Raw genomic sequence first — 26955 nt, 5'->3', positions numbered from 1 at the left:
AAAATCCGGGCACTTTTTTGCGGACGGAATCAATTTCCATGAGCCACGCCTGGAGCCCCACTAGCTGGAGAACCAAACCCATCCAGCAGCAGCCCGTATACCCCGATGCCGAACATCTGAAGCAGGTCGAGGGCACATTGGCGAGCCTTCCACCGCTGGTATTCGCTGGCGAGGCACGGGAGCTGCGCCGGCAATTTTCCGAGGTGACGCAAGGCCGCGCGTTCCTGCTGCAAGGCGGTGACTGCGCCGAAAGCTTCGCCGAGTTTTCCGCACCGAAGATCCGCGACACCTTCAAGGTGCTGTTGCAGATGGCGATCGTGATGACGTTCGCCGCTGGATGTCCTGTAGTGAAGGTCGGCCGCATGGCCGGGCAGTTCGCCAAACCACGCTCATCCGGCGACGAGACTATCGATGGCGTCACCCTGCCGGCGTACCGCGGCGACATCGTCAACGGCATCGGTTTCGATGAAAAAAGCCGCGTGCCGGACCCGGAGCGGCTGCTGCAGGCTTATCACCAATCGACCTCCAGCCTGAACCTCTTACGCGCCTTCGCCCAAGGTGGTTTTGCCGACTTGCATCAGGTGCATCAGTGGAATCTGGATTTCATCGCCAACTCGCAGATGGCTGAGAAATATCACCAGCTAGGCGCACGGATCGACCAGGCGCTACGGTTCATGCGCGCATGCGGTATGGACAACGCGCCGCAATTGCGCGAAACCAGCTTCTTCACTGCCCACGAGGCGCTGCTGCTGAACTACGAACAGGCATTCGTGCGCCAGGACAGCCTCAGCGGCGGCTGGTACGACTGCTCTGCCCATATGCTCTGGATTGGCGACCGCACGCGGCAGCTGGATGGGGCACACGTTGAATTCCTGCGCGGCGTGGGCAACCCGATCGGCGTGAAAGTTGGACCGAGCATGGCCAGCGACGAGCTGATCCGCCTGCTCGACATCCTCAATCCTGAGAACGATCCGGGTCGTTTGAATCTTATCGTGCGCATGGGCGCCGACAAGGTAGAGGAAGGCTTGCCGCGCCTGATCCAGGCCGTGCAACAGGAAGGTCGTCAGGTGCTGTGGAGCTCCGACCCGATGCACGGCAACACCATGAAAGCGTCCAGCGGTTACAAGACCCGCGATTTCGCCAAGGTGCTGGCCGAGGTGCGGCAGTTCTTCGACGTGCACCGCGCCGAAGGCAGCTACCCCGGCGGCATTCATATCGAAATGACTGGGCAGAACGTCACCGAGTGCATCGGCGGGTCGCGCCCTATTACCGAGGACGGGCTTTCCGACCGCTACCACACCCACTGCGATCCCCGGCTCAACGCCGACCAGTCGCTGGAAATGGCGTTCATGATCGCTGAAACGCTGAAGCAGGTTCGGCCGAGCTGATACCAGCTGCGATGGGTTAAGCCCTGGCTCGGTTGGCGAGCCGGGGCATACCTCACTTCAAACGACAGCGTAAATCGCTGGTGTCAGAAGTACGGAGCTGAAGCGGAGCGCTATCCGACCGTTACCAAGTTACAACTGGCGTGGTGGGCTGAAGCCCACCCTACAGCGTTCGTATGCGATTTATGGTTGTGGCCTACGGCTGCCGCTACAAACTCATCACATCGAGGAAGCGCGGCGTCGCGTCGTTGTCGATGCGCAGGCTGGTGAAGTCGAACAGGTTGCGGTCGGCCAACTGCGAGGGCACCACGTTCTGCAAGGCGCGAAACATGATCTCGGTACGACCGGGCGATTTGCGCTCCCATTCCTGCAGCATTTCCTTGACCACCTGGCGCTGCAGATTTTCCTGCGAACCGCAGAGGTTGCAGGGGATGATCGGAAACCCCTTCATCTGCGAATAGGCTTCGATGTCTGCCTCGCTGCAATAGGCCAGCGGCCGGATCACCACATTGCGGCCGTCGTCAGACAGCAGCTTGGGCGGCATGGCTTTGAGCGTGCCGCCGTAAAACATGTTGAGGAAGAACGTCTCGAGGATGTCGTCGCGATGGTGACCGAGCGCCATCTTGGTTGCACCGATCTCGTCGGCGAAGGTGTAGAGCGTGCCGCGACGCAGACGCGAACACAGCGAGCAGGTGGTCTTGCCTTCCGGAATTTTTTCTTTGACGACCGAATAGGTGTCCTTCTCGACGATGTGATAGTCGACGCCAATGGACTTCAGGTACTCGGGCAGCACGTGCTCGGGAAAGCCCGGCTGCTTTTGGTCCATGTTGACGGCGACAATTTCGAATTTGACCGGAGCCACTTTCTGCAGATACAGCAAGACGTCGAGCATCGTGTAGCTGTCTTTGCCGCCAGACAGGCAAACCATCACCTTGTCGCCTTCCTCGATCATGTTGAAATCAGTGACTGCCTCGCCGGCGAGGCGACGCAGACGCTTCTGCAGTTTGTTCTGGTTGACCGAGAGGTTGCCCATTTCAGAGTCCGGTGAGATGCGAAAGGCGCGCATTTTACGCGCAAAATGCACCGGCGCCCCACCCCATCCATCCAGCCGTTTGTAACGCTGGCCTTGTGCTAGGCTTTGCGACATGAACGATGATCTCGAACCCGAAATGGACCTGGCCGAGCAAATATTCGTGCTGCTGCGCGAACAACCGGAAGGTTGCAGCGAATACCAGCTGATTCAACAACTCAAGGCCCGGCACAGCACCCATATCCCCAACCTGCCGCTACTCGACAAGCTGGTGCTGTTTCGCACCCATTTCCTGGTATTCAACGCTCTCTACCAGTTGCGCGACCAACTCTGGGGCGAGAGCCGCTACAACCTCCAGATTTCGCCGTTAAACGTGCAACTTCAACCCTATGTGCCTGGGGCCAGCGGAGTCGCCGAGAACGATCCGTTGCGCGACTACTACCTGGACATGAGCAATCTGCGCGACACCGACGAACAGGAAGTGGAACGCCTGTTGGCGAGCTTCTGGTCGCGTATGCGCGGCGATTACCTTGGCGAACGCAACGAAACTTGGGATCCGGAGCAGAAACGCGCAGCCTTGGAGCTGTTCGAGCTGGACCAGGAGACCTCTTCGCTCAGCCTGCAAACCATTAAACGGCGCTATCGCCAGTTAGTCAGCATTCACCACCCCGACCGTGGCGGCAGTACGACCCGTCTCCAGTCAATCAATCTGGCGATGGAAATACTGCAACGCTATTACCGATAGGTTCATAGCTTCCAATTGCTCTAATCGAGCCCAGTGCGCCGTACCGTCCGCTCCCTATACTGCGACTTAAGGTCGCACGCCCGTCACACCGACGGAAAGCCAGGCGAAGCGACCCTCCAAAACTGAGGAGACGCTGGCATGATCAATCACGTTTGGGGACTGTTTGCACACCCGGGCCAGGAATGGCAGGAAATCACTGGAGAGGAGCGTGAGGTCGGGCATTTGCACTTGGGAGAGGTGTTGGTACTCGCAGCGATACCGGCGATATCGGCGTTCATCGGAACCACCCAGGTCGGTTGGAGCATTGGCGGTGGCGAGGCGGTAAAGCTCACCGAAAGCAGTGCATTGCAACTCACTTTGCTGTCCTACCTCGCCATGTTGTGTGGTGTGGCCGTGATGGGCGCTTTTATCCACTGGATGTCACGCACCTATGACGCAAACCCGACGCTGGTGCAGTGCATCGTGTTCGCTGCATATACCGCCACGCCACTGTTCGTCGGCGGCCTGGCCGCGCTCTATCCACACATCTGGCTGGGCATGATCGTGGGCACGGCGGCAATTTGCTACACGACCTACCTGCTCTACGTTGGCCTACCAACATTCATGAACATCCCTTCCGACGAGGGCTTCCTGTTCTCGAGTTCAGTGTTGGCTGTCGGGCTGGTTGTGCTGGTGGCGATCCTCGCGCTGTCAGTGATCATGTGGGGCATGGGGGTTGGCCCGATCTACGTACGCTAGCCTTGCCACGATACGGGCCGACGCGGTGACCTCCGCGTCGGCCCGTTTTTGCCTGCGACATGGTGGCGTTGAATCCCTGTCGCGCTTGAGCGTCTATACCAGCAAGACCTGCGCTCAAGCATCGGCATTAGGAGGCCCCCATGACCCCAGAATTCATCAGCTTGTTCACCCGGCCCGACCGCGCCTGGGAAACGATCCGTCAGAAGGAAGACGCCCACAGCCTGCATTACCTGATGCATTTGCTGCTGCTGGCGCTGATTCCTGCCGTATGCCTGTTCATAGGTGTCACCTTTGTAGGATGGAGCCTGGTGGACGCCGAACGTGTCCGACTCGATTTTGCCAGCGCTTTTCAGCTGTGCCTGTTGCTGTACATCACCATCATCGTCGGCACAGTGATCATGGGGTTTTTCGTAAGGTGGATGGCGCGCGCGTTTGAAGTACGCCCGAATCTGAACCAGTGCATTGGTTTCATCGCTTACGTCATCACCCCGTTCCTGCTCGCCGGCGTGACCGGGCTATACCCGAATCGCTGGTTCGCAGCGATCGTTCTGCTCATAGCAGGCATCTACTCCACTTACCTGTTATTCACTGGCCTACCAGCCTTCATGCGCCAGCGCAGCTCGCAAAGCTTTCTCTATGCCAGTTCGATCTGGGGTGTGGCGCTGCTGGTGATGGTGACGGTGTTGGTATCCATGATTCTGTTCTGGTCTCAATTTCTGCAACCCAATTACGAACGCACCGTGCAAGCGAACCAGAGCTACGGCACCCAGGAAGAACGACCTCAGGAGGAGCCCGGCGGTCTCTGAACGATTGTCAGCCTGGCGGATTGCGGCATAATTCGGGGCTTCTTCGGAGGCCCCTATGCCCGACCAGCTACACGCCCGAGTCGAGGCCTGCTATGAACAGGCCGAGGCTTTTTTCAACAAGCGCTTCGAACGCCCGAAAGTCAGCTTCAAATTGCGCGGGCAGAAAGCCGGCGTTGCGCATCTGAACACCAACCTGCTGCGCTTCAACCCGCAGCTGTATCAGGAAAACCGCGAGCACTTCCTCAAGCAGACCGTGGCTCACGAGGTGGCGCATTTGGTCGCTCACCAGATGTTCGGCGGCCGGATTCGCCCCCATGGTGAAGAGTGGCAATTGATCATGCGCGGCGTATACGAGCTGACCCCTGATCGCTGCCACAGCTACGAGATCACCCGGCGTCAGACGAGTGCTTACATCTACCGGTGTGCCTGTCCCGAGCGAGATTTTCCCTTTACCGCCCAGCGCCACGCATTGGTCCGCAAAGGCCGTCGCTACTTCTGCCGCACCTGCCGCGCCACCCTGGACTTCAGTGGCGAGCAGCGAATCGACTGACCGACTGGCCGCCGCGTTATAGCCGTCTGGCGCGCCAGGCTGCGATCACGAACAGCGCAGCGAGCACCGCCATCAAAGGCAGCCATCCCGCATGCTCCCATACGTAGCCGGCGGCGTAGCCGACCACACTCGACCCGAGATAATAGGCACACAGGTAGAGCGCCGACGCCTGCGCCTTGGCGCCCTTGGCATGCACGCCGACCTGCCCGCTGGCCACGGCATGTGCAGCAAAGAAGCCCAAGGTGAATAACGCCAGCCCAATCACGATTGCTATCAGCCAGGGCGTCGAACACAGCCCTACGCCTAACAGCATCAGCGCGATACCGCCTTGCAGTACGCTTCTCGCACCCAGGCGTGGCACCAGCCGCCCGGCCCAACCCGCACTGAATATGCCGGCCAGGTAAACAGTGAACAGCAGACCGATAACCGTTGAGGAAAGGCCGAACGGCGCGCCGGCCAGACGAAAGCCGATGTAGTTGAACAACGCGACGAAGCCGCCCATCAGCAGAAATGCCTGAAGGAAAAGATTGCGCAGGATCGGGTTGCTCAGATGCTCAGCAAAGTTGCTCAGCAGTCCGCGCAGAGACAGCGGTTGCGGCTTGAAATGGCGGGACGCTGGAAGCAGCCAGACGAAGGCCCCCAACGCCACCAGACCTAAACCGGCAATTCCGCCCAGCGCCAGTTGCCAACCGCCAAGATCGCTCAGCAGGCCCGACAACAGTCTGCCCAGGAGGCCACCGAGGGCCGTTCCGCCGATATACAACCCCATCGCCGCAGGCAACGACTCAGGATCGAACTCCTCCCCCACGTAGGCCATCGCTAAAGCCGGCAAGCCACTGAGTGCAAGCCCCAACAACGCCCGCAATACAAGCAACAGGGTCCAGGATTCGACCATTGCACAGGCAAGACCAAGCAGCCCAGCCAGCATAAGCGCTAGCGCCATGACCCGCTTGCGCCCCCAGCTTTCTGCCAAGCCGCCTGAAATCAACAGGCAGAACGCCAGTGACAGCGTGGTCAATGACAGGGCCAAGCTGCTGGTGGCGGCCGACACGGAGAAATGCGAGGCCAACAGCGGCAGCAATGGCTGTACGCAATAGAGCATGGCAAAGGTTGCGAACCCTGCGCAGAACAGGGCCAGCGTTGCTCGGCGGTATGCGGTCGTGCCGCGTTTCAGGTGGGAATCAAGCGAGTCACAAGACATGAAAACAATCTCTACGCCCGCGCAACACGGGCCCAAAAAAGCCTCACAGGCTAGCACAACCTAGGTATCAGCAAGCTGCCTGCATACCGTCCCAGAGCCTCGTACCCAGGCAATCGGCTATCGGCGCGATGGACGAAACACATCCAGCACGAGCCAGTTCATTGCGCCAGATCAATATAAGTGGTTTTAGCCCCTATAGCCCTTAGTCAAATAGACAGCTGACTTTGATTAAGCTGGGAACGCTTACTAGACTCCCACTACGCCACTCGGATTAAAGGTGAACGTAGTGCCGCACCATACCGACCCCGCACCTGTGGGAAAGCCGGAAGAAACACGGCTATTTGTCTTTCTGCTGGTTTTCCTGTTTCCCCTTCTAAGCGTCCTGACCGTATCCGGCTATGGCTTCATCGTCTGGATAAGCCAGCTGTTCTTTGGCCCACCCGGCCCGCCGAGCTGATTGCTCGAGATCGGAAGACCCCCTCCATTCATTGCTTGCTCGTTTCAGGGCAGGCGGAGCTTCATAAGAAAAAATGACCAATGCCTTGCATATCGCGAGCCTGCTCGTGCACTGCCGCCCCGAACTACTCGATGCGGTGAAACAGAACCTGCTGCTATTGCCCGGCACGGAGCTTCATCAGGAAAGCGCCGCCGGAAAAGTAGTGGTGGTTCTTGAGGCGGAGCATGAAAGCCGCATTCTCGACACCATCAGCCACATCCAACAACTGCCTGGCGTCCTCAACGCTGCCCTGATTTACCACGAACTCCTCAGCCCCGAAGGAGAGCCTGAATGAGCCTCACACGACGTCAATTCGCCAAAGCCAACGCCGCGGCCATCGCAGCCAGCGTGGCTGGCATGCCTATCGCTACCAGTGCTAGCAATCTCGTTACTGATCCGCAGGCGACGGCGCTCAAGTGGCACAAGGCGCCGTGCCGGTTCTGTGGCACCGGCTGCGGCGTGATGGTCGCCACCAGCGGCGACCGCGTGGTCGCCACGCATGGCGATGTCAAGGCCGAGGTCAATCGCGGTATCAACTGCGTCAAAGGCTATTTTCTGTCGAAGATCATGTACGGCTCCGACCGTCTGACTGAGCCGCTGTTGCGGATGAAGGATGGCAAGTACGACAAACAGGGCGAGTTTCAACCTGTAAGTTGGGAGCAGGCCTTCGACATCATGGAAGAGAAATACAAGACCGCGATGAAGGACCACGGCCCCACTGCCGTAGGCATGTTCGGTTCCGGCCAGTGGACCGTGTGGGAAGGCTATGCGGCCAGCAAGCTGATGAAGGCAGGTTTTCGTTCCAACAACCTCGACCCGAACGCGCGGCACTGCATGGCGTCTGCCGCTGTCGGCTTCATGCGCACCTTTGGCATGGACGAGCCCATGGGCTGCTACGACGATATCGAAGCCGCGGACGCATTCGTGCTTTGGGGCTCGAACATGGCCGAGATGCATCCCGTGCTCTGGACCCGCGTGACCGACCGCCGCCTTAGCGCGCCGCATGTGAAAGTCGCTGTGATGTCGACCTTCGAGCACCGCAGCTTCGATCTTGCGGACATACCGATGGTGTTCACGCCGCAGACCGACCTGGTGATCCTCAACTACATCGCCAACCACATCATCGAGAGTGGCGCGGTCAATCAGGACTTCATCAAGAATCACACCAAGTTCGCCAAGGGCAACACCAACATCGGCTATGGCCTACGAGCAACCGATCCACGGGAGATGAAGGCCGAGAATGCCGCTGCGGCAGGCGGCTGGACCGACATCAGCTTTGAAGACTATGCCGAATTCCTCAAGCCATACACCCTGGAGCGCGCGGCTCGCGAATCAGGTGTTCCGGAAGAGCGCCTGCAGATGCTGGCGGAACTCTATGCCGATCCGAAAACAAAAGTGATGTCGTTCTGGACCATGGGTTTCAACCAGCACACCCGCGGGGTCTGGGCGAACAACATGATCTATAACATTCATCTGCTTACCGGGAAAATCAGCGAACCCGGCAACAGCCCCTTCTCGCTTACCGGGCAACCATCGGCCTGCGGCACGGCACGCGAGGTCGGCACTTTTTCGCACCGTTTGCCTGCGGACATGGTCGTCACCAACCCCAAGCATCGGGCCGTCACCGAGAAGATCTGGAAACTGCCCGAAGGCACCATCCCGGAAAAGCCCGGCTTCCATGCCGTGCAACAAAGCCGCGAGCTCAAGGACGGTGGCCTGAGGGTCTACTGGACCCAGGCGACGAACAACATGCAGGCCGGCCCCAACATCATGCAGGAGGTACTGCCCGGTTGGCGCAACCCGGAAACCTTCATCGTTGTTTCTGACGTGTATCCCACGGTCTCGGCCCAGGCTGCAGACCTCATCCTTCCCGCTGCGATGTGGGTGGAGAAGGAAGGTGCCTACGGCAATGCCGAGCGTCGCACCCATTTCTGGCACCAGCTGGTCAGCCCGCCAGGTGAAGCGCGCTCGGATCTCTGGCAATTGATGGAATTCTCCAAACGCTTTACCACCGATGAAGTCTGGCCTGCCGAGTTGCTGGCCAAATCACCGGAGCTGAAGGGCAAGACGCTGTTCGAAGTGCTTTTCAAAAACGGCCAGGTCGACACCTTCCCCGTTTCGGATATCGAAGAAGGCTACCGGAACCAAGAGTCGGAGGACTATGGCTTCTACGTTCAGAAAGGCCTGTTCGAGGAATACGCCCAGTTTGGTCGCGGTCATGGTCACGACCTCGCCGATTTCGACCGTTACCATCAGGAGCGCGGCCTGCGCTGGCCGGTTGTAGACGGCAAGGAGACCCTCTGGCGTTACCGTGAAGGCCATGACCCCTATGTCGAGAAAGGCTCAGAGGTACAGTTCTACGGTTATCCGGACAAGCGGGCGATCATCTTCGCACTGCCTTATGAGGCACCTGCAGAGATGCCGGATGAAGAATATCCGTTCTGGCTCAGTACCGGCCGCGTGCTGGAGCATTGGCACACCGGCAGCATGACCCAGCGTGTCGACGAGCTACACCAGGCTGTGCCAGATGCGCTGGTGTACATGCATCCGGACGATGCGCGCGAGCTCAAGGCCCGCCGCGGCAGCGTGGTCAAGGTCATCAGTCGACGCGGTGAAATGCAGGCTCGCATCGAAACCCGAGGCCGCAACAAGCCACCGAAGGGGCTGATCTTCGTGCCCTTCTTCGATGCCAACAAACTGATCAACAAGGTCACCCTCGACGCTACCGACCCGATCTCCAAGCAAACCGACTTCAAGAAGTGTGCCGTGAAGATCGAAGTGGTCAGCATCGCCTGAGGAGAGTCACCATGAAATTTCGTTTACTGCCTTTGATGCTCCTCGCGGTATTTGGCGTGGCCGTCGCAGCCGGGCCCGATTACCCACTGGATGCGCCCGCCCCGGATGGTCGCCGGCCGGGCGGCACCATCACCCAGGAGTTCACCCCGCCTCCGCTCAAGGATGAGGAAAACAAGGATCTGAAGCGCGAGCGCAACTATCCGGAGCAGCCACCGACTATTCCGCACACCATTCGCGGTTATCAGGTCGATATAAACGGCAACAAGTGCTTGTCCTGCCACAGCCGTGCCAACAGTGCTCGTACTCAAGCGCCAATGATCAGCATCACCCACTTCACCGACCGCGATAGCCAGACGCTCGGCGCTGTTGCCCCGCGTCGCTACTTTTGCACCCAGTGCCATGTGGTGCAGCACGACGTGAAACCGCTGGTAGAGAACGACTTCGAGAACATCGACGACCTGCTCTATCACGAAAACCAGCAGAACGAACAGTGAGGACGCCTGGATGAAGTCGATACTGTCGTTCCTCAAGCGCTACTGGACCGTTCTGCGCCGCCCAAGCGTGCACTACAGCCTGGGCGTCCTGACGCTCGGGGGGTTTCTTGCTGGCATCATCTTCTGGGGCGGGTTCAATACCGCGCTGGAGGCGACCAATACCGAAGCCTTCTGCATTTCCTGTCACGAGATGGAAGACAACGTATACATGGAGATCAAGGACACCATCCACTACACCAACCGCTCCGGCGTCCGCGCGACCTGTCCAGATTGCCACGTGCCACACGAATGGACAGACAAAATCGCGCGCAAAATGCAGGCTTCGAAAGAGGTCTGGGGAAAGATCTTCGGCACCATCAGCACGCGGGAAAAATTCCTCGGCATGCGCCGGGAAATGGCCGAGCGTGAATGGCGTCGTCTGAAGGCCAATGACTCGTTAGAGTGCCGCAACTGCCACAACTACGAGTTCATGGATTTCACTCGCCAGAGCAAACGCGCCGCCGAGTTCCACTCCAAAGCACTAGGCAAAGGCGAAGCGACCTGCATCGACTGTCACAAGGGCATCGCCCACCGACTGCCAGACATGCACGGCGTGCCGGGCTGGTAACTGTCCGGGCGGCGCTGATCCTGATGGGCAGCGCCGAATAATCTTCGATAGACCTGGGCCCAGGGACGGGCTCAGGTACCCAGACCGCCTTGATTCACATCCCCCCCGAAACGCTTCCGGCTCCTGCCCGCGCTTTACCCGCTGAACAACCTTGTTGCACCTGTGTCGAACTCCGGCTAATTATCGGAACGTCTCGATACCAACGACAACAAGGAGTCCACCATGCGTTATCAACTGTTCGGTGCAGCCCTGATGGCAGTCAGCGCCGTCGCTCACGCTGAGATCCAGACTCAGGAAATCCCCTACACCGCCGCCGACGGCACCAAGATGGTTGGCTACTACGCCTACGACGACGCTATCGAAGGCCAGCGCCCAGGAGTCGTGGTGGTCCATGAATGGTGGGGCCTCAATGACTACGCCAAAAGCCGCGCCCGTGACCTGGCCGGACTGGGTTACAGCGCCCTGGCAATCGATATGTATGGCGAGGGCAAGAACACCGAGCATCCGAAGGATGCGATGAGCTTCATGAAAGCCGCGCTGGCCGACGCCGACGCAGCCAAAGCCCGCTTCAACGCCGGTGTGGATCTGCTCAAACAGCAACAGCAGACCGACGCCGCCAAACTCGCCGCCGTTGGCTACTGCTTCGGCGGCAAGGTCGTGTTGGACATGGCCCGCCAGGGCGTACCACTCGAAGGCGTTGTCAGCTTTCACGGCGCCTTGGCCACCGAAACCCGCGCAGCGCCGGGGAGCGTCAAAGCGCGCGTACTGGTCGAACACGGCAGCGCCGACAGTATGGTCAGTGCCGAAGACGTCGCCGCCCTGAGCGCCGAAATGGTCAAGGCCGGCGCCGACTATCAATTCGTCAACCTGCCAGACGCCAAACACGGCTTCACCAATCCAGGGGCTGACAAGTTTCAGGAAAAAGGCGTCGATGTGGCCTACAACAAAGCCGCCGACGAGCGCTCATGGAATGACATGCAACGCTTCCTCGACGAAACGTTCGACAGCAGCCGCCCTTAACCCAATGGCTTGATACGCCGGCCATGGTTGCGAAGGGGCTGGATGCTTCTGTTGCCCGGGATGTTCGAAACGCCATGAACACGCTAGATAAGCAGGCGTGTTTTGGTGCTGTGGCGTAAGGAACCGCTTGGTGGCTTGGGTTCGTTGATGCTTCACGTTGACGGGCGCCCTTCGTGGCCCCCGTCAACAACCGTAGCTGTCTAACGGTCCGTCCTCTCCCGTTTGGGGAGAGGCTGGGGTGACGGCTGGCGAACACCGCCATCCAAGCACCCCGCGCAAGCCGCTGGCTTCTTTTACTTCTTCCGGTGTTCCGCCTCCCAGAGCAGCCTCTGCCCGGCTCCCGTGCTAGCATTACGGCCCACCGCAACTCCCCCCATTCCGAATCGATCGCGAGTCATGGCCGAACACGATTTTCGCTATACACTGCTCAACCCCGGACACACCCTGACCGAATGCCGAGCCTTGGCGCCGGGCCGTTACCAGGTCACCGGCAACGGTGGCAATGTTCGCTCAGGCGACGTCCTTATCGTCACGCTTAAAGGCAGCCGAGACCTCTCCCAGCGCCTGACCGTCGACAAGGTTCGCCACCTGATCAACCCGCCAGGCCAGTGGATGGCCGTGGCGAACGGACCGGTGTTCAAGGAGCTGGCGATCATCAACTGGCAGGTCGACTGCGACGGTTGCGGTAAGCAACTGGATTTCGAGTTCGCCGTAGACGCCGCCAAGGGCGAAGCCGCGCGCGCGCCAGCAGCCGAGGCACGGATCGTCGAACTGGGCTGGACGAACGACACCGGCCGACACCTCTGCCCAGCCTGCCAGAGGGCAAAGTCATGAAAAAAACTATCCTGGCCGGCTTGTTCTTCTTGTCCGTAACCGGTTGCTCGGTCGAACCCTTAACCCTGCAGAACGAAGTCACCTATATCGCCGAGTGGATCGGTGACGAGCCCGTGGTAGGCCGTAACCCTGTGTCGCTGACCTTCAGCGAAGACCGCGCCTACGGCAACGCCGGTTGTAACCACTGGTTCGCCAGCTACCAGCTCGACGGCCAGCAGCTGCGCTTCAGCGAAATCGGCAGCACGCGCAAGATGTGCGCCGAACACATCATGAAGCAGGAACAGCACTTCCTCGAACTGCTCTCGCAAATCGAACGTTGGGACGTATCCAAGATCGACCAACTGCGCTTCTGGCCCACCGAAGGCGCTCCCCTGCGAGTTTGGCCGGAACAGAACTGAGCTGCGCCAAAGATGGGCACGCCAGCTATGGTGTGCCCCTTCAGCACGCGTAAAGCCTCAGCCGTAGCCAGCATCGTATAGCCCACGACCCGCATCAGGAATCAGGCGTACCGCTCGAGGCGCTTTCATCCAGACCCGGCAAACCCAACTGAAACCCGCATAGCCACTGCAACCTAGGGCACTCAGCAAAACCTCGGGACTGGTTCTGTGTGTGACCGGTTGAGACCGCTGCCATAGTTGGCGGAATTGGCACGCCCTCTGCAATAACCCAGGTAACCAGTTTTGGGGACCCTGGTACAGGCAGGCCAGGGATTCCCCTCTTTTATCTCTCAGCCGAAGGGCGGCAATAGCGGCCCTTCGGCGTTGCTAGCGATACAGTTCGCGGCGGAAGATAAGCGGTGGTGAGCCGCGGTAGATGCCAAAGCTTGCCAGCCCGGTTGCAGATTCCCTCCCTTTCCCGGCCCAGTCGTACTTGAGCCATTCAGGCATGAATGGAAGTGCAACCTTAACGCCACCTTGATTGCCCTGCCCCGGCGCGCTCAGCCCCAAGGCACCTTTGCCGCCAGGCAGTATGCTCACCGTCGCCGAAGTTTCCCCCTGCGAAAGACCACCATTGAATGCCTGCAGCGACGGCTCGCCTACCGTTGCAGAAACTGTGCATTGATCGTCCTCCGGCCGGAAGCCGAGGACCGTCCCAAGTGCCTGCCAAGTTTCGATAGTTACCGGCATATCCAGTCCCTGCAGCTCCGAACCGTGAGCGTTGCCGAGTGATAGCCGGCCAAGTCGTATTTCGCTGCCAGGACTCTGCGTAAATTCGTAAGTGTATGACTGGCAACCAAAGCCAGCTGTTGAGTGACAGGCTCCATCCAGATCCGTTAGGCCTGCTGCCGGGAGTGTCTGTTCCACGACAGCAACGAAGGGAAGATCATCTGGCGAAGGCGCGCCACCCGGTTCGTAGATAAGCTGCTCGCCGGACCAACGAAACTTCCGTGAACCATTACCGTCGTTGATACCTTCGATTACCTCATCTGGAGAACCCAACGTTATCAGACGATCATCCAGCGCGTTCTTGCCGACGATTGATCGATAGGCCTCACGAGTCGGCGAGCCCAGCCGCCAGAACGGTTCGCGATCATAGTTTTTCGTGACCGACCCGGCGCTGTTGTAACCAGTCACCGTTACCTGCGGCTCAAGACCCGAGGCGAAGTCGATAGGTTGCCCCTGATAGCTGAACGCGCCGCAACTTGGAGTAAGACTGGCAGCCGCAACTACCCCAAGACGAGCCGGGATAAGACGACCAATGAAGTTGCTGACTCCCCCTTCGACGGACTCACCGAGGTAACTGACGCCTCGGTTCGGACTGGCAGTGAGCTGGAAGATCCCAACCTCGGAAATGCTTTGTGCCTCCACAGTAGTCATTTCGCCTGGTGCATGGTTATAGGACGTCACGCCAAGAGCCCCGAGATCGCCGTCGGCTGGCGCCATCAGCGTATGCTCCAACCTGACAGCACCGCTCGCGGCACTCAGTACAAAGTTAGGTGTGGTGATGTTATCCGCCAGCGCTTGTGCAGTCCGCGGCTCGCTATCAGAGCCGTCCCACCCGACCGCCCTGAAGCGCACCGGAAACGGCTCTCCTGCGGCGACGAAGACTTCTCGACATTCATCTATCGTGGCTCCATTGCAGCGCTTGTTCGCTGGGCGCTTGTCGATATCGGTCTCGATGTGGATTCCGTAAGGTTTGCTGACGAACTGATCTGCCGCCACCATGACCAGCCCGCGCTCATCTCCCTCGGTGGGCGCATACCGGACGTTGAAGTTTATCCGCCCCGCATCGGAATAGCTGACTGTCAAAGGGGCTGTGGCCTCGTCATTGAAAGTCAACGTCAGCGGCGTGAACTCGGCTGCCGAACCAGTTGGCGTCGTACTGATTGGCGTGTCGTTGATGCTAACCGCCCGGCTGCCGGTACTCGGCGAATCGTAGGTGGCATTAAAGCCGATACTTTTGCTCCCGCCGCCAAACCCAGCCACGCACTTTTGCGGGTCCTTTGCATCGGCCTTCACTGCACGTAACCAGACATTGGATTGAGGACGGTTGGCGATGAGTGTTGGTACGTCGACGATAAATCCGCTCTCCACGCCTACCAGTTTGCACCCACCCGTGGAGCAGGTGGTTTCGCCGAAGGACAGAGCCGGGGGCGTGGATCCGCCGACCCCAATTGTCGCATCCCCAGGGCGGGTTACTTGAACCATAGCTTTTGCAGTCCCGCCGGAAAAACTCAGCTGGTTACCGCCCTTCCATACTGCATCTTCGGCGGTAAGAGTCGCCGTTACAGCGTCGATGTAGACCTGTGAGCAGTCAGCATTCAGGCAGGCAGTCACCGTCACGTCTTGCGGATTGCAGGTCAGCGAAGTTGGGGAATAGCGCAAGTCGAAATGATGAATCTGCTGGCCGATGGCCTCGATTTCAGTCGCACAGACATTCAGGTTGTCGATTTCGTGGATGTTGGTCGACGCGCCAGTGGAGCCTGTAAAGGACAGGAAGAACCGATCTGGCATCGGCGGCTGGCCGTTGACACTAGCCATAACGTTGTACTTGTTCAGGTTGGGCAGCACTTCGAATCCTGAGTCCGTTTTGCGTTCTACCGTAACTAGTGCCTGGCCTTCATTCCGTGCATCGACAGTAATCCTATACCGATGCCCGGGCGCTGCACTTTTACTCCTCGCATCGTCAACGCCCAGGCGGAGCGAGCTTTCCGTGCCGGCCAGGTAACGATAGCCAACGAGCCCATTGCCCGCGCCCCGCATGCTTACTGAGTCTGGTATCCGGTCGGTTCGCCCCCCCTCGCGCCCTTCGCCCCGGGTAGAGAAGTTACCGTACTCGTCTAGAGCGATCCCGAGCCATCCGCCCGCAAAACCGCTGACCTTATTCGCGTTGTCGTTGAGTTGCGCATACCCTAGTGAGCCCCCGAATCCACCCGGCTGAGGGGTCTGAGTAGCATCGGACAAGATGACCGCTATGCCATCGGCACCGGTGCCGTTGTAAGCGTAATAATCGAACTCGACCTGGATGAAGTTTCCCTGTGCGGGGAAGAGCTTTTGCAGAGCTGTGGCCGTAGCTACGTTAGTAGCGTTACTGGTCAACCGGAGGCGCTCGTCGTAAACAGCTGGCGTGAAGGCCGTCCTGCCACGGCTGGAAGCTACCCAATCGTTACTGAGCGCGTCATCGAAGGTATCGCCGAAGCATTGGAGCCGACGCGAGCAAGCGTGTCGTTCCGCTGCCAACGCGGCAACCTCCCTATCGCTGAGAGCGCCGTCATAAATGCGGAGCTCATCCAGTTCACCGTTGAAATAGCGGCCAGCCAACTGGTCCCACCCCAGTTGCAACGGATCGGTGTTGGCCACCGGTGTTCCAGAAAACTTCGCTCTCCCAGCCTCGGCACCGTTAATGAAAATCCGCTGATCACCAGGCGTGTAACGGATCAGAACATGACTCCACTCCCCGACTTTTAGCGCTTTGTTGCTGTTGAAATGGACCGCTGAAGTCGGCCCGGTGGTCCGCCACCACCAGTTCACCGTACCGTCGGGGTTCAGATGAAATTCGTAGTTCTCGTCTTTTGAAAGGATCGACATGAGATCAGTAGGAGGAAGGCTTCTGGGCTTAACCCATAACCCGATCGTGAAACTATCTTGCAGAGTCAACAGATCATTGTGGGGCGTTTGAACATACTGTTGTGAAGCAGATCGGAAGCGCCCATATCCACAGGTACCAAGATTACCCACCTCTTTTAACGCAGGCTCGGCAAAGTCAGTCATGGCACCGTTAACTGACCGACCCGCAAGTCCGTTTCCTGATGCATCCTTGACCTCACCGAGCGCCCCGGTCCAGCTCCCTTCATCGAGCAACCAGCTCAACCGAAGCTCAGTGGGCTTGGCACAGCTACCAGTTGGTGCCATATACACAACGGTCGCATTCGAACCTAGTGAAATGTTCGCAGCTGTCACGGCGCCGTAGAGCGATGATGTGTCCCCAAGAGTGACGTTTTGCTCACTGTATAAATAACCGCTAATGGTCGAGTTAGTGCCAAAACCGACATTCTTGTAGCCGTAGAAGAAAAGCTTGCTCGGAGCCCCGGTGCTCTCGTTCGCGGGCGAATTGAGCAATGAGCGTTCGCCAAAGCTAGCCGAGTCACGAACGAACAGTCGTACCCTTCCGTTGCCAACGACCTGGATCTGCGAAGCCTTGCCGGTATTGATCGACCCGATCCAATAATCGCCAGCCGAAAGTTCAAGGATGGCGTCATCCGCCATCCGCACCTCTTCGATATAAAATTTTTGGCCGTTGCTGCTGATAGCCAAACGCCCACGCCTCTTAATATCCCAGGCTCCATAGCGATTGCTCGAATCAGCGTCCAGCCGCTCTACCCGGTTTGGACTAACAAGCACGTTCTTCTGACCAACGAAACTTGGGAAACTGCCTGCCGACTGCGACGGGCCGTTAGTGCCGCTGGCTTGGCACTGCATCGTCGAACAGGTTGGTGCTAACAACGACCAAAGCCAATGTCGATAGATTGTCCCGGCATGTAGCAAACCATCAGGACTACCTTGCAATTGGGCGAAGCCGTCAAAAGAGATCTGACCACGGCTGTGACTCTGCACGCCATCAGGGAAGTTCTCCGAGCAGATTCCCAGGTCCGCGCTCCAAGCCAGCCCAGAGCAAACCAGGGCGAAAAAGGCGAGCAAGACGTTACGCACGGCTCTCTTCATCAGGGCTTCCTTTCCACCACGGCACTCAGTTGTCGGTAGGCGTAGTCCGGCTTCGCGCCAGGCTGTCCGTTTTGTGCCGTCGCAACGAGGCGATACAGGGTAATGCTTCCTCCGTCGGCTTCCGGGTAATCGTCCCAGTCGCATTCGACGCGCAGGAAGAAGTCATCAAGACCACTGCCATTAAGCGGCGGAGAGGCGTTCGGATCGCAAACGCCGGTTTCGAGCGCTCGCGCTATTCCCCACTCGAGTCCTGCGTTAGCTGCCTGATAGGCACGAGTCTGTTGAATGGCGAGGCTAATAGTCCCGTGTTGGGCTGTCGACAGTCGAGCCATCGTTAGGATGATCAGAGTTACGATCACCATCAGAAACAGCGCCGCGACCAGCCCGAAGCCGGCCGAGCGTCCAGGGAAGGGGCGATCAAGGGACATTGTTTACATGGACCTGCTGATTCAACCGAAGGGTTTCGCCAGCCTGGGTCATGCCAAGCGAGAGGCTCAGCAGTCCACCGCGCTGCGCTGTGCCGGCTCGGTAGCTGAACTCGCACTGGCTGACATCACTGGCAAGTAATTGGGGCACGGACCCGGGCGGCGGTGACGAAGGCAGGCTCGCCAGCAGTTGGTTATAGCTGTAGCGCATCAACTGCCCATTCTGGCAGCGATAACCCACCACACGCTCAGCCAGATACAGGCGTCGCTGCGGCGAAGCGAAGGCGAAACGAAAGCCACCGGTGGGCAGGTTGCCGAGGGCGATGAGAGACTCGTTCGTCGGCGCACCGCTGCGCAGCGTAAAGGTCGTGCCGGTCGGCGTAATCACGCCGGGGTTCCCGCCCGCCCAGAGATTTGCCCCTACGACGGGAGTCGTGCCCGATTGCGCGCCAACGTTGTAGAGCACCAGCCAGCGTGCACCGGACAGATCGAGCGAAGGCGTCAGGACCTGCACGGAATCACAGGAACTATCAGCTGTGGTGCTCCCGCAATTGGTCGCGGCCTCGCCAAAGCGCAAACCGTCGCTGTCGTTGCGATTGGGCCTGTAGCGCGCCGCGCTATGAATTAGCAGCAACTCGAAGGCTTGGCCGTCCGCTGCAACCCGCAGCGAGTTGGGCACTGCGAGCCGCACATCGCGCACCATACGCTGCATAGCGCCAGCACCAAGGTCTACTAGCTCGGCACGACGACTCTGCGCCGTGAAGCTTTCCATTGGCCGACCCACCACCGTTGAAATCATCACAGCCACCAGCCCGGCCAATGCGATGACCATAACCAGCTCCACCAGGGTGAATCCGCGCAACTTTAGGGGCATAGGCTCGCCCCCGATGGGTCCGTTTCGCCGTAGCACGTACGGTAGCCACTCAGCTGCAATGGGGCGCCGGCCGGGTCCGTTACGGTGACGTCAATGCGTAGCGCCTGAACGCCGCTCCAGGCATCTGGGCCGTTCACCGAAACGGCAACGTCATAGGCTGCCAAGTCAGCAATCGCGGTACCGACGGCATCATGCGGCGCCTCGGACAACCCCGCGTAGTCGCGAACGTCGTTGAAACAGGCACGCACCGGGCTGCACGCGGCGTTCGCTTGCGTGGTAAACGCCTGCAACTCGATTTCTTCCAGATATGCCTCGGCAATCGCCAGGCTCTGCTGGCGCAGCAGCGGATCGGCAGAACGTGCCGTTATCGAGGCCATGGCAGTGAACAGCGCTGCGGCTGCGATACCGATGATCACGATGCTGATCACCAGCTCGATCAGCGTCATACCCTGCTGGCGCTTCATTGCACCAGCCCGGTTTCGGCGGTCACGCTGAAGCTGAACGCACCGATGGTGGCACTCGCCGCGCTGGAGGGACGCCCCAGCGAGTCGAACACCACCGGAAAATTGGTCGCCGACACCGAAACGCCTGCTGGCACCTCGGTATTGGCGAATGGAATCTGGCCGTCCGGCCCCTGCACCTCAGCGACGTATTCACCGGACGCGCAGTTGGCCGCTCGACGCAAGCGGTAGCCGTTTTTATCGTCAAGACTGACCTGGGTCAGGCAGCCACTGGCCAACGCCAGCTTCTGCGCATAGCGCACAGCCGAGACCGTTTCTTCGAAGAAAAGGCGCTCGTCAAACACTTTTCGATCGAAGAAGCGCGGCCCCACCACAGCGGCGAGGATGCCGATTATGACTAACGTCAGTATCAGCTCTACTAGGGTGAAGCCATGCTGATCAGTCATGGAAGCTCAAAGCGCAATCTAGTACGGTATCGGTCACGCAGGGCGAGTGAAAGCAACTACCGGAACTTCCAACGAATGTCGGTATCACGGTTTCGCTGCTCGACTGAGCCTGATATGCCGCTGAACTTAGTTGCAGTCCGAAGCAACGATGGAAATCTGTGGCGCGGCGGTATCTGTAGCCGCGACATAGGTCACGATACAAGTAGTATCGGAAGTTGCTCCTCGTGGCTTGTAAACAGCACCCGTGGTTCCAACCTGTTCAAAATCGGATGTCGTTCCGACTGACATGCCAGCAAGCACTGCGATATCTGCCGCGGCAGGGTACCCGTTAGCCATTGTGTAATCCGTGCCCTCCACGGAGACAACATCGGTACTACCATTCTTTGCCAACCAAGACGAATGGGCCATAGCTGACGCCGACTTCATCGAGCCGTAGGCTGCCTGCAATGTAGCCGCACGGGCATCTCCCCCAAGGTCGACAAACTTCGGCAAAGCAAACGCCGCCAGGATCCCCAGAATTACAATCACCATAATCAGTTCAATCATGGTAAAACCACTTTGTTGTTTCTTCATTTCTATGCCCCCGAGGCAGTTGGTATTACGGTTTGAAAGTGGTGACGACCGTACCGAGCACCGAGTCGTAAACGATCGTGTCGTTCTTGTCTTGGCCCTGGTAGGTGTAGGTGCAGGCCTGACCGGTGCCGCCGGCCATTGTGGCAACGTAGTTCGGCGAAGTTCCCGTGATGGTCGGCGCTGACCCTTGCAGCAAGTTGATCCAGAGCGCCTGACAGTCGGCAACCGAACCAAGGGTGTTACCGCCATCGATACCTACCGGCCAGCCACTGGTATTGACGTCGACGTTGCCAGCGCCAAAGCCCACAACGTTATCGTTCGACGTTATGCCCTTGCCCCGGTTAACTTCCCACTGTGCACGCGCGAGCATGACGGCAGATGCCAGCGCACCGCCGACGCCTCGCACGGACGCCTCATGAGCATCATCTGCGACATCGATAAAACGCGGCAGCGCAACCGCCGCCAGGATACCGAGGATGGCGATTACCACCACCAGCTCGATCATCGTGAAACCCTTGTTCCTGCTCATTGCTGCTCCTCGTTTTGCCGGTCAACGCGGCCTTTCCGTAGCCGAACCGTTTTGTCTGTGCCGACACGTCTTCCCTGAGCTGTCAGCGTTCTTTTGCACGTCACGCCAAGTGATTGACGGTAAACCCGCCGGTGCATGGCCTTAGCAAGCTTTCGGCCAGTTGTCTCACCCCCTCCCCTGCGCCGCACTGCCCAGTTCCCACATCGGCAAAAACACACCGAGCGCCAGCACCAGCACCATCACGCCCATGCAGACGATAAGAATCGGCTCGATGGCGTCGGCCAATTGCTTGAGGTCGTAGTCGACTTCCTGTTCGTAGAAATCAGCCACTTCGATAAAGAGGTCGTCCAACGCGCCGGTTTCTTCACCGACGGCCATCATCTGCAGCACAAGCGGGGTGAACAGGCCGGAGTTGTGGGCCGAGCGAGTCAGCGCTTCGCCGCGTTCGACGCTTTCGCGGATGCCGAGAATCGCCTGGCCGATATGCTGGTTGCCGACGCTGGCGCTGTTGATCGAGAGGGTCTGCAGCAACGGCACGCCGGCGCGGTACATCATCGCGAAGGTACGGGTGAAGCGCGCCAGGGCGATGCGTTCGAAGATGCCGCCGACAATGGGCAGGCGCAGTTTGATGCGGTCCCATTGGAGCCGTCCGGCATCGGTCTCGATCCATTTGAAGAAGGCGTAGAGCCCGCCAACGATGCCCAGTAGCAACAGCCACCAATAATCGCGCATGAAATTGGAGGTGCCGATCAGCACGCGGGTGGCCCACGGCAACTGGGCATGGAACTGGGCGAAGACCTTAGCGAAAGCCGGGATCACCAGTAGGTTGATCACTGCGAGCGCGACGCCCATGGCGACCATGACAAAGATGGGATAACGGGTCGCCTGCTTGATGCGCTTGCGGGTTTCGCGCTCCAGCTCGAGGTAGGCCGACAGCTGTTTGAAGGCCTGGTCGAGCTGGCCGGTGTTTTCGCCAACACTGACCATGCTGACGAACAGGTTGTTGAACACTTTGGGATGGGCATTCAGCGCTACGGCCATGGATTGACCGCTCTCCAGGCTGGCGCGCACGTCCTGCAGGATCTGCCGGAAGAACAGGTTTCGGTTCGACTCTGCCAGACCGCCGATAGCGCGGATGATCGGCACACCGGCCTTGCTCAGGCTGAACATTTGGCGGCTGAAGATGATCAGCTCATCGAGATCGACGCGTTTGCGCCGGAGCTTTTCGCGCAGCATGGCCAACGCATCACCGCTGCCTGCTTGAGCCTCGCCGGCTTCGATTGTCAGCGGGGTGATTTGCCGTGACAGCAATTCGCCCGCGACGGTATCGGCGCTGGCACCCTCGAGCGCGCCGCTAACTTTGACGCCTTGGGCGTTGCGGCCGGTGTAGCGGAAGCTAGGCATAGGCACGCCCCCCCCTGTCGCCACCGGCCGGCGCGATTCTGCACATGAACAATGGCCGCGCGGGTTCCAACCGCCCTGCGACGCCAAAAGCATCGCCCCGAGGTCGGGCCTCCCACCAGAGCAGCCGGTGCACACCGAACCCTGTAGGAGGCGCGCCCTCGCGGCGATTGGGGGCACCGGGAGAACGCGACCCGCCACTGGGGCGTTGGTCGCTAACCCATTCGGCGGGATTGGTATAGGCGCTGGTGTCCGAGCAGCTGCGGATCGCCAGCAAGCTGGCTCCTACCGGAGCGGCGCGGCGTGGCGCAGCCTGGGCGTTCACACCGTCACCTCGTCATCCACCAGGGTGGCGCACACCTTGAGCACTTCATCGACGCTGGTGATGCCAGCAATGGCGTAATCCAATGCACATTCAGCCAGCGGCCGGTAATGCGGTTGCTTGCGCGCGGCTTCGGCGAAGCCTTGCGGATCACCACGACGCAGCGCGGCGATCATCGGTTCGTCGAGTTCGAGCAACTCATAGACACCGATCCGGCCGCTGTAACCACTGTTGTGGCACTGGTGGCAGCCGCTGCCGCGACGGAAACGCTTGTCGGCCAGCGACCCGCCGTGCAGCGTTTCCAGCCAGACCAGCTGACGCGGATCCGGCTGGTGCTCTTCCTGGCAGTTTTCACAGACGCGACGAATGAGGCGCTGGGCCAGCACCGCGTTCAGCGCCGTGGCGACGAGGAAGGGTTCCACGCCCATGTCGATCAGGCGCATGGCCGATGTCAGGGCATCGTTGGTGTGCAACGTCGACAGCACCAGGTGACCGGTCAGCGCTGCACGCAGGCCGATCTCGGCGGTCTCCTGGTCACGGATCTCGCCGACCAGCACGATGTCCGGGTCCTGACGCAGCGCGGCTCGCAGCACGCGCGCGAAGGTCAGCTCGATCTTGGCATTGACCTGAACCTGATTGACCCGCGGCAGGCGGTATTCCACCGGATCTTCCACGGTGATGATTTTCTTCTCCGGGCTGTTCAGCTCGGAAAGTCCCGCATAGAGCGTGGTGGTTTTACCCGAGCCGGTCGGCCCGGTGACCAGCACCATGCCGTGGGGACGTTGCAGCAGACGACGGAAGCGCTCGAGCATCGCCGCCGGCATGCCGGTGCCGTCGAGCTGAAACATCGCCCCGCTCTGGTCGAGCAGGCGCATCACCACCGATTCGCCGAACTGCACCGGCATCGTCGACACACGCACATCAATGTTGCGGCCCTTCACCCGGATGTTGAAGCGACCATCCTGCGGCAAACGTTTCTCCGAGATGTCCAGGCCGGACATGATCTTCAAACGCATGACCAGCGCCGAAGCAACGCGATGCTCTTTCATCACCTGCTCGTTGAGTACACCGTCGATACGCTGACGGATCCGCACCACGCCTTCGTCGGGTTCGATGTGAATGTCGGAAGCTTTCATCTGCACGGCATCTTCGAACAGCGTCTGCAACAGCCGCACCACAGGCGCGTCGCTGTTGCTCTCAGCACCGAGGCGCGACAAGTCGAAATCGCTGTCTTGCAGTTCGCCTTCCAGCTCACCGGCCAGCGAGGCGATTTCGCTAGTGCGTCGGTAGAGCTGATCGAGGGCGCCCAGCAGCTCGCTTTCACGGACTACCGCTGGGAATACCCGCTTGCCCAGCAAACGCTCCATTTCGTCCTGGGCGAAGAGGTCGAGCGGATCGGTCATGCCGACCAGCAGCCCCTCAGCCTGGCGCGACAGCACGATGACGCGGAAACGCCGTGCCATTGCCTCGGGCAGGCTCTGGGTCAGCTGATTGTCGAACTTGTAGTGTTTGAGCTCGACGAAGGGGATCTGCAACTGCTCGGAAAGCGCCCGAAGCAGGCGTCCTTCATCGATAAAACCGAGATCCAGTACCGTGCGACCGAGCTTGGAGCCGGTCCGCTTCTGGTCCTGCAATGCGAGCTGCAACTGAGCGTCACTGATCAGCCCGGCCTGGACCAGGAGGTCGCCGAGGCGAATCTTGCGCTGGCGGATGTCCTGAGTCATTGCGTCCCTCCGAGGGAACCGGCACGTTCAGTGGCGAACTGACGCGCGCTTTCATCCAGGCCCTGCCCTTGCAATGCCTGGCGATAATGCCGACCGGCCTGTGCCGGCTGATCGAGTTGTTCCAGCGCGATGGCCAGGCCGAGCTGCCATGCGCCCTGCCCTGGTTGAATAGCGATTAGCTGACGGTAGGTCGCAGCGCTTGCGGACCACTCGCCGACCTGTTGGTACAGCGCAGCGAGCAAGGCGTGATACGCGGTGTTGCGCTGCAGTGCCGGCGCGTTCTGCTGCAACGTTGCGATGGCTGCGCCTTGATCGCCGAGTTGCAACTGGCCGCGCGCGAGCAACTCACGCAGCTCGGCATCGAACGGGCGGGCCTGCAACTGAGCCGGCAGCCATTTCAGCAACGCGGTGGTATCGCCGGCGCTGAGGTAGGCACGAGCCAGCCAGCGGCTGATCTCCGCGCTATCCGGTTGTGCCTGGTGCAGTGCCTGCAGCTGCCGAATAGCCGATAGGTGATCACCCCGACTCAGCGCGTCGCGGGCCTGCGCCAGTGCATCGGGCTGATGCGCACCGATCGTGATATTTCCAGCGCCTGCTGGCACAACGGGCTCTGCGGCAACCGCAGCGCGGGGCACGGCCTTGGGCTCAAGTTTCGTTTTGGCGCGGGTCGACTCGTTGAGCGTCTCAGCCGGCTCGACGTCCCGGGTCACCCAGTCCGGCAACTGCGCCTCGTCCATACCCGGCGACTCGGCAACCGGCATAGATTCGGTCTGCGGATCGGCATCAGCCGCACTGCCAAACGACACGTCCAACCATAGCTGCGAGCGATCACCGATCGTTTCGAGGCGATCAGCCACGTTCAACTGATCACCGAAACCGATGATCAGCACATTAACGTTGCCGTCCTGCGCCTCGACGCGCCAAGACAGCGTCTGCCCTTCTTTCTCGATGCGCCCGGTGCGGGCCTCGCCCTTGAACTGCACATCGCTGAGGCGGAAGCTGACCGAGCCGTTCGTATCGATTCGCTGGTAGCTGACGGATCGATCGAGTAGCAGCTGCAGGACGAAACGCCGCCCATCGTTCTGTGGCAACACCTCCAGCAGTCGCGTCAGCGCGACAGGCTCTGGAATCGGCACAACTTCTTCGACCGGTGGCGGGACAACGACGGGCGCCGCAGACATGGGCTGCGCGGCCGGTTGCAGGCGCCCGGAGAGCAGGAACAGCGCAACGGCCAGCACCCCGATTGCGGCAACGATCAGCAACCCGCGGCGCAAGCGCTCATAGCCCTCACGCCGTTTCGCAGCGGCTTCGTCCACGGCATAAAGGCTACCCAGCTGCTCACGTTCGGCCGGCGCCGCGCGGCGCGCCTCAAGATCCCGCAGCATGTCGTTGACCAGGCTCACGGCAGCACCTCGGTGAGTTGCGCCAGCCATTGCCAGGCACCGGCGATCAGTGCCAGCGACAGGCACCCAGCGGTCATCTTCCAGCCGAAAAGACGTGAGGTGTTTCGCCAGAACGGCTTCGTACCTTCGGTATCGTCCAACGCCCGGCGGACATGCCGAGTCAGGACCTGACGTGCCCCTTCACCGAACGCCACCATCAGGCATTTGTTCGCCAGGATGTTGAGCAACCTCGGAATTCCGCCGCTGCCTCGCACGAGCAAACGTACCGCCGCAGCCTTGAACAGCGGCTCGCCCCGATAACCCGCCACGGCCAGGCGTTCCTGCAGGTAGCGCGTAGCATCGCTCACATCCAGCGGGCGCAGGCTGTAGGAAAAGGTGATGCGCTGACGCAGCTGACGAAAGTCTTCGCGGGCCAGGGTCGCGTCCAGTTCCGGCTGACCGAACAGCACCACCTGCAACAGCTTGTCGTGTTCGGTCTCGAGGTTGGTCAACAGGCGCAAGGCTTCCAGCGTCGCAGTCGGCAGCGCCTGGGCTTCGTCGATCAGCAGAACGGTGCTCTTGCCCTGCGCGGCCAGCTCGATCAAGCGTGCGTGGAGGGCGTTGAGCAAGCCGTGGTTGTCCAGCTCGCTCGCCTCGGCAATGTGCAGTTCGTGCGCCAGCGCCTGGCGCAAGGCCATTGGCGTCAACGTCGGATTCGGCAACCAGGCGACCTGATAGAGAGCGGCGTCCAGTTCGTTGAGCAGCGCGCGACAGAGTAGTGTCTTGCCGGTGCCCACTTCCCCGGTGACCTTGATGAAGCCCTCGCCCTCACCCAGCGCCACGCGCAGCAGATTGAGGCAGGCCTGATACGGCGCCAGCTGAACCATGAAGCCTGTGTTCGGTGTCAGCGCGAATGGCTTCTCGCGCAGGCCGAAAAATGCTTCGTACATACCG

General features: G+C 59.9%; 26 protein-coding genes. 13 read left to right on the top strand and 13 right to left on the bottom strand.

Features of this window, described 5'->3' with window-relative positions; all coding sequences use genetic code 11:
- The first annotated feature begins 38 nt into the window (after nt 1-38).
- Nucleotides 39-1388 (top strand): class II 3-deoxy-7-phosphoheptulonate synthase, encoded by a 1350-nt coding sequence (locus ACQKEK_RS03820; RefSeq protein ID WP_499141093.1) that lies wholly within the window; start codon nt 39-41, stop codon nt 1386-1388.
- 205 nt (nt 1389-1593) lie between these two features.
- Here the strand turns inward: ACQKEK_RS03820 and ttcA are convergent, their stop codons facing one another.
- The gene (gene ttcA / locus ACQKEK_RS03815; RefSeq protein ID WP_064482797.1) at nt 1594-2418 is read right to left on the bottom strand and encodes a tRNA 2-thiocytidine(32) synthetase TtcA; all 825 of its coding nucleotides are present in this window, start codon (nt 2416-2418) and stop codon (nt 1594-1596) included.
- A 112-nt stretch (nt 2419-2530) separates the two neighbouring features.
- On the opposite strand from ttcA, the gene ACQKEK_RS03810 reads away from it, so the two are divergent.
- The 4 genes from ACQKEK_RS03810 (at nt 2531) to ACQKEK_RS03795 (ending at nt 5254) form a co-directional block, all read left to right on the top strand.
- Nucleotides 2531-3160 carry a DNA-J related domain-containing protein gene (locus ACQKEK_RS03810; protein ID WP_499141092.1) on the top strand — a complete coding sequence of 210 codons (630 nt, stop codon included), beginning with the start codon at nt 2531-2533 and terminating at the stop codon, nt 3158-3160.
- A gap of 138 nt (nt 3161-3298) precedes the next feature.
- On the top strand, nt 3299-3898 hold the full coding sequence (locus tag ACQKEK_RS03805; protein WP_045428541.1) for a Yip1 family protein: 600 nt from the start codon (nt 3299-3301) through the stop codon (nt 3896-3898).
- Nucleotides 3899-4038: 140 nt separating this feature from the next.
- Nucleotides 4039-4704, top strand: coding sequence for a Yip1 family protein (locus ACQKEK_RS03800; RefSeq protein ID WP_045428544.1), 666 nt, complete (start codon nt 4039-4041; stop codon nt 4702-4704).
- 55 nt (nt 4705-4759) lie between these two features.
- Entirely contained in the window at nt 4760-5254 is a 495-nt protein-coding gene (locus ACQKEK_RS03795) for a SprT family zinc-dependent metalloprotease (protein WP_499141091.1), read from the top strand.
- 16 nt (nt 5255-5270) lie between these two features.
- On the opposite strand, the gene ACQKEK_RS03790 is transcribed toward ACQKEK_RS03795, so the two are convergent.
- Entirely contained in the window at nt 5271-6455 is a 1185-nt protein-coding gene (locus ACQKEK_RS03790; RefSeq protein ID WP_499141090.1) for an MFS transporter, read from the bottom strand.
- Between the two features lie 286 nt (nt 6456-6741).
- On the opposite strand from ACQKEK_RS03790, the gene ACQKEK_RS03785 reads away from it, so the two are divergent.
- The 8 genes from ACQKEK_RS03785 to ACQKEK_RS03750 all read left to right on the top strand — a co-directional run bounded on the left by ACQKEK_RS03785 (nt 6742) and on the right by ACQKEK_RS03750 (nt 13100).
- On the top strand, nt 6742-6912 hold the full coding sequence (locus ACQKEK_RS03785; RefSeq protein WP_081262905.1) for a nitrate reductase: 171 nt from the start codon (nt 6742-6744) through the stop codon (nt 6910-6912).
- A 73-nt stretch (nt 6913-6985) separates the two neighbouring features.
- On the top strand, nt 6986-7246 hold the full coding sequence (locus tag ACQKEK_RS03780) for a chaperone NapD (RefSeq protein WP_045428550.1): 261 nt from the start codon (nt 6986-6988) through the stop codon (nt 7244-7246).
- Nucleotides 7243-9747, top strand: a complete 2505-nt coding sequence (gene napA / locus ACQKEK_RS03775; RefSeq protein ID WP_045428552.1) for a nitrate reductase catalytic subunit NapA — start codon at nt 7243-7245, stop codon at nt 9745-9747. The genes ACQKEK_RS03780 and napA overlap by 4 nt, the downstream gene beginning before the upstream one ends.
- 11 nt (nt 9748-9758) lie before the next feature.
- On the top strand, nt 9759-10241 hold the full coding sequence (locus tag ACQKEK_RS03770; RefSeq protein WP_499141089.1) for a nitrate reductase cytochrome c-type subunit: 483 nt from the start codon (nt 9759-9761) through the stop codon (nt 10239-10241).
- 10 nt (nt 10242-10251) lie between these two features.
- The gene (locus tag ACQKEK_RS03765) at nt 10252-10848 is read left to right on the top strand and encodes a cytochrome c3 family protein (protein ID WP_045428556.1); all 597 of its coding nucleotides are present in this window, start codon (nt 10252-10254) and stop codon (nt 10846-10848) included.
- Between the two features lie 222 nt (nt 10849-11070).
- The gene (locus ACQKEK_RS03760; RefSeq protein WP_499141088.1) at nt 11071-11868 is read left to right on the top strand and encodes a dienelactone hydrolase family protein; all 798 of its coding nucleotides are present in this window, start codon (nt 11071-11073) and stop codon (nt 11866-11868) included.
- 396 nt (nt 11869-12264) lie between these two features.
- Nucleotides 12265-12702: a hypothetical protein gene (locus tag ACQKEK_RS03755; protein ID WP_499141087.1), complete on the top strand. Its 438-nt coding sequence runs from the start codon at nt 12265-12267 to the stop codon at nt 12700-12702.
- Nucleotides 12699-13100, top strand: a complete 402-nt coding sequence (locus ACQKEK_RS03750; protein ID WP_499141085.1) for an META domain-containing protein — start codon at nt 12699-12701, stop codon at nt 13098-13100. Before ACQKEK_RS03755 ends, ACQKEK_RS03750 begins: the two co-directional genes overlap by 4 nt.
- 366 nt (nt 13101-13466) lie before the next feature.
- On the opposite strand, the gene ACQKEK_RS03745 is transcribed toward ACQKEK_RS03750, so the two are convergent.
- The 11 genes from ACQKEK_RS03745 to ACQKEK_RS03695 form a co-directional block, all read right to left on the bottom strand.
- Nucleotides 13467-17864 carry a LamG-like jellyroll fold domain-containing protein gene (locus ACQKEK_RS03745; RefSeq protein WP_499141084.1) on the bottom strand — a complete coding sequence of 1466 codons (4398 nt, stop codon included), beginning with the start codon at nt 17862-17864 and terminating at the stop codon, nt 13467-13469.
- On the bottom strand, nt 17864-18292 hold the full coding sequence (locus ACQKEK_RS03740; RefSeq protein ID WP_499141083.1) for a pilus assembly PilX family protein: 429 nt from the start codon (nt 18290-18292) through the stop codon (nt 17864-17866). Before ACQKEK_RS03740 ends, ACQKEK_RS03745 begins: the two co-directional genes overlap by 1 nt.
- Nucleotides 18282-19163, bottom strand: coding sequence for a PilW family protein (locus ACQKEK_RS03735; protein WP_499141082.1), 882 nt, complete (start codon nt 19161-19163; stop codon nt 18282-18284). The genes ACQKEK_RS03740 and ACQKEK_RS03735 overlap by 11 nt, the downstream gene beginning before the upstream one ends.
- On the bottom strand, nt 19154-19627 hold the full coding sequence (locus ACQKEK_RS03730) for a prepilin-type N-terminal cleavage/methylation domain-containing protein (RefSeq protein WP_499141081.1): 474 nt from the start codon (nt 19625-19627) through the stop codon (nt 19154-19156). Before ACQKEK_RS03730 ends, ACQKEK_RS03735 begins: the two co-directional genes overlap by 10 nt.
- A complete protein-coding gene (locus ACQKEK_RS03725; RefSeq protein WP_499141080.1) occupies nt 19624-20070 on the bottom strand; it encodes a pilus assembly FimT family protein in 447 nt (148 codons plus the stop codon). Before ACQKEK_RS03725 ends, ACQKEK_RS03730 begins: the two co-directional genes overlap by 4 nt.
- Nucleotides 20071-20196: 126 nt before the next feature.
- Nucleotides 20197-20643 carry a type II secretion system protein gene (locus ACQKEK_RS03720; protein WP_064482018.1) on the bottom strand — a complete coding sequence of 149 codons (447 nt, stop codon included), beginning with the start codon at nt 20641-20643 and terminating at the stop codon, nt 20197-20199.
- A 25-nt stretch (nt 20644-20668) separates the two neighbouring features.
- The gene (locus tag ACQKEK_RS03715; RefSeq protein ID WP_499141079.1) at nt 20669-21172 is read right to left on the bottom strand and encodes a type II secretion system protein; all 504 of its coding nucleotides are present in this window, start codon (nt 21170-21172) and stop codon (nt 20669-20671) included.
- A gap of 165 nt (nt 21173-21337) precedes the next feature.
- Complete coding sequence (locus ACQKEK_RS03710; protein WP_499141353.1) at nt 21338-22576, bottom strand: type II secretion system F family protein; 1239 nt, start codon at nt 22574-22576, stop codon at nt 21338-21340.
- Nucleotides 22577-22894: 318 nt separating this feature from the next.
- Nucleotides 22895-24619 carry a GspE/PulE family protein gene (locus ACQKEK_RS03705; protein ID WP_499141078.1) on the bottom strand — a complete coding sequence of 575 codons (1725 nt, stop codon included), beginning with the start codon at nt 24617-24619 and terminating at the stop codon, nt 22895-22897.
- Nucleotides 24616-26022, bottom strand: a complete 1407-nt coding sequence (locus tag ACQKEK_RS03700) for a tetratricopeptide repeat protein (RefSeq protein ID WP_499141077.1) — start codon at nt 26020-26022, stop codon at nt 24616-24618. Before ACQKEK_RS03700 ends, ACQKEK_RS03705 begins: the two co-directional genes overlap by 4 nt.
- Nucleotides 26019-26951, bottom strand: coding sequence for an ExeA family protein (locus tag ACQKEK_RS03695; RefSeq protein ID WP_499141075.1), 933 nt, complete (start codon nt 26949-26951; stop codon nt 26019-26021). Before ACQKEK_RS03695 ends, ACQKEK_RS03700 begins: the two co-directional genes overlap by 4 nt.
- Between the last annotated feature and the right edge of the window lie 4 nt (nt 26952-26955).

Source organism: Pseudomonas sp. NPDC077408 (assembly GCF_050269105.1).
Taxonomy (GTDB): domain Bacteria; phylum Pseudomonadota; class Gammaproteobacteria; order Pseudomonadales; family Pseudomonadaceae; genus Stutzerimonas.
Note: the sequence above shows the minus strand (reverse complement) of the source record. Positions and strands in the feature narration are given on the sequence as shown.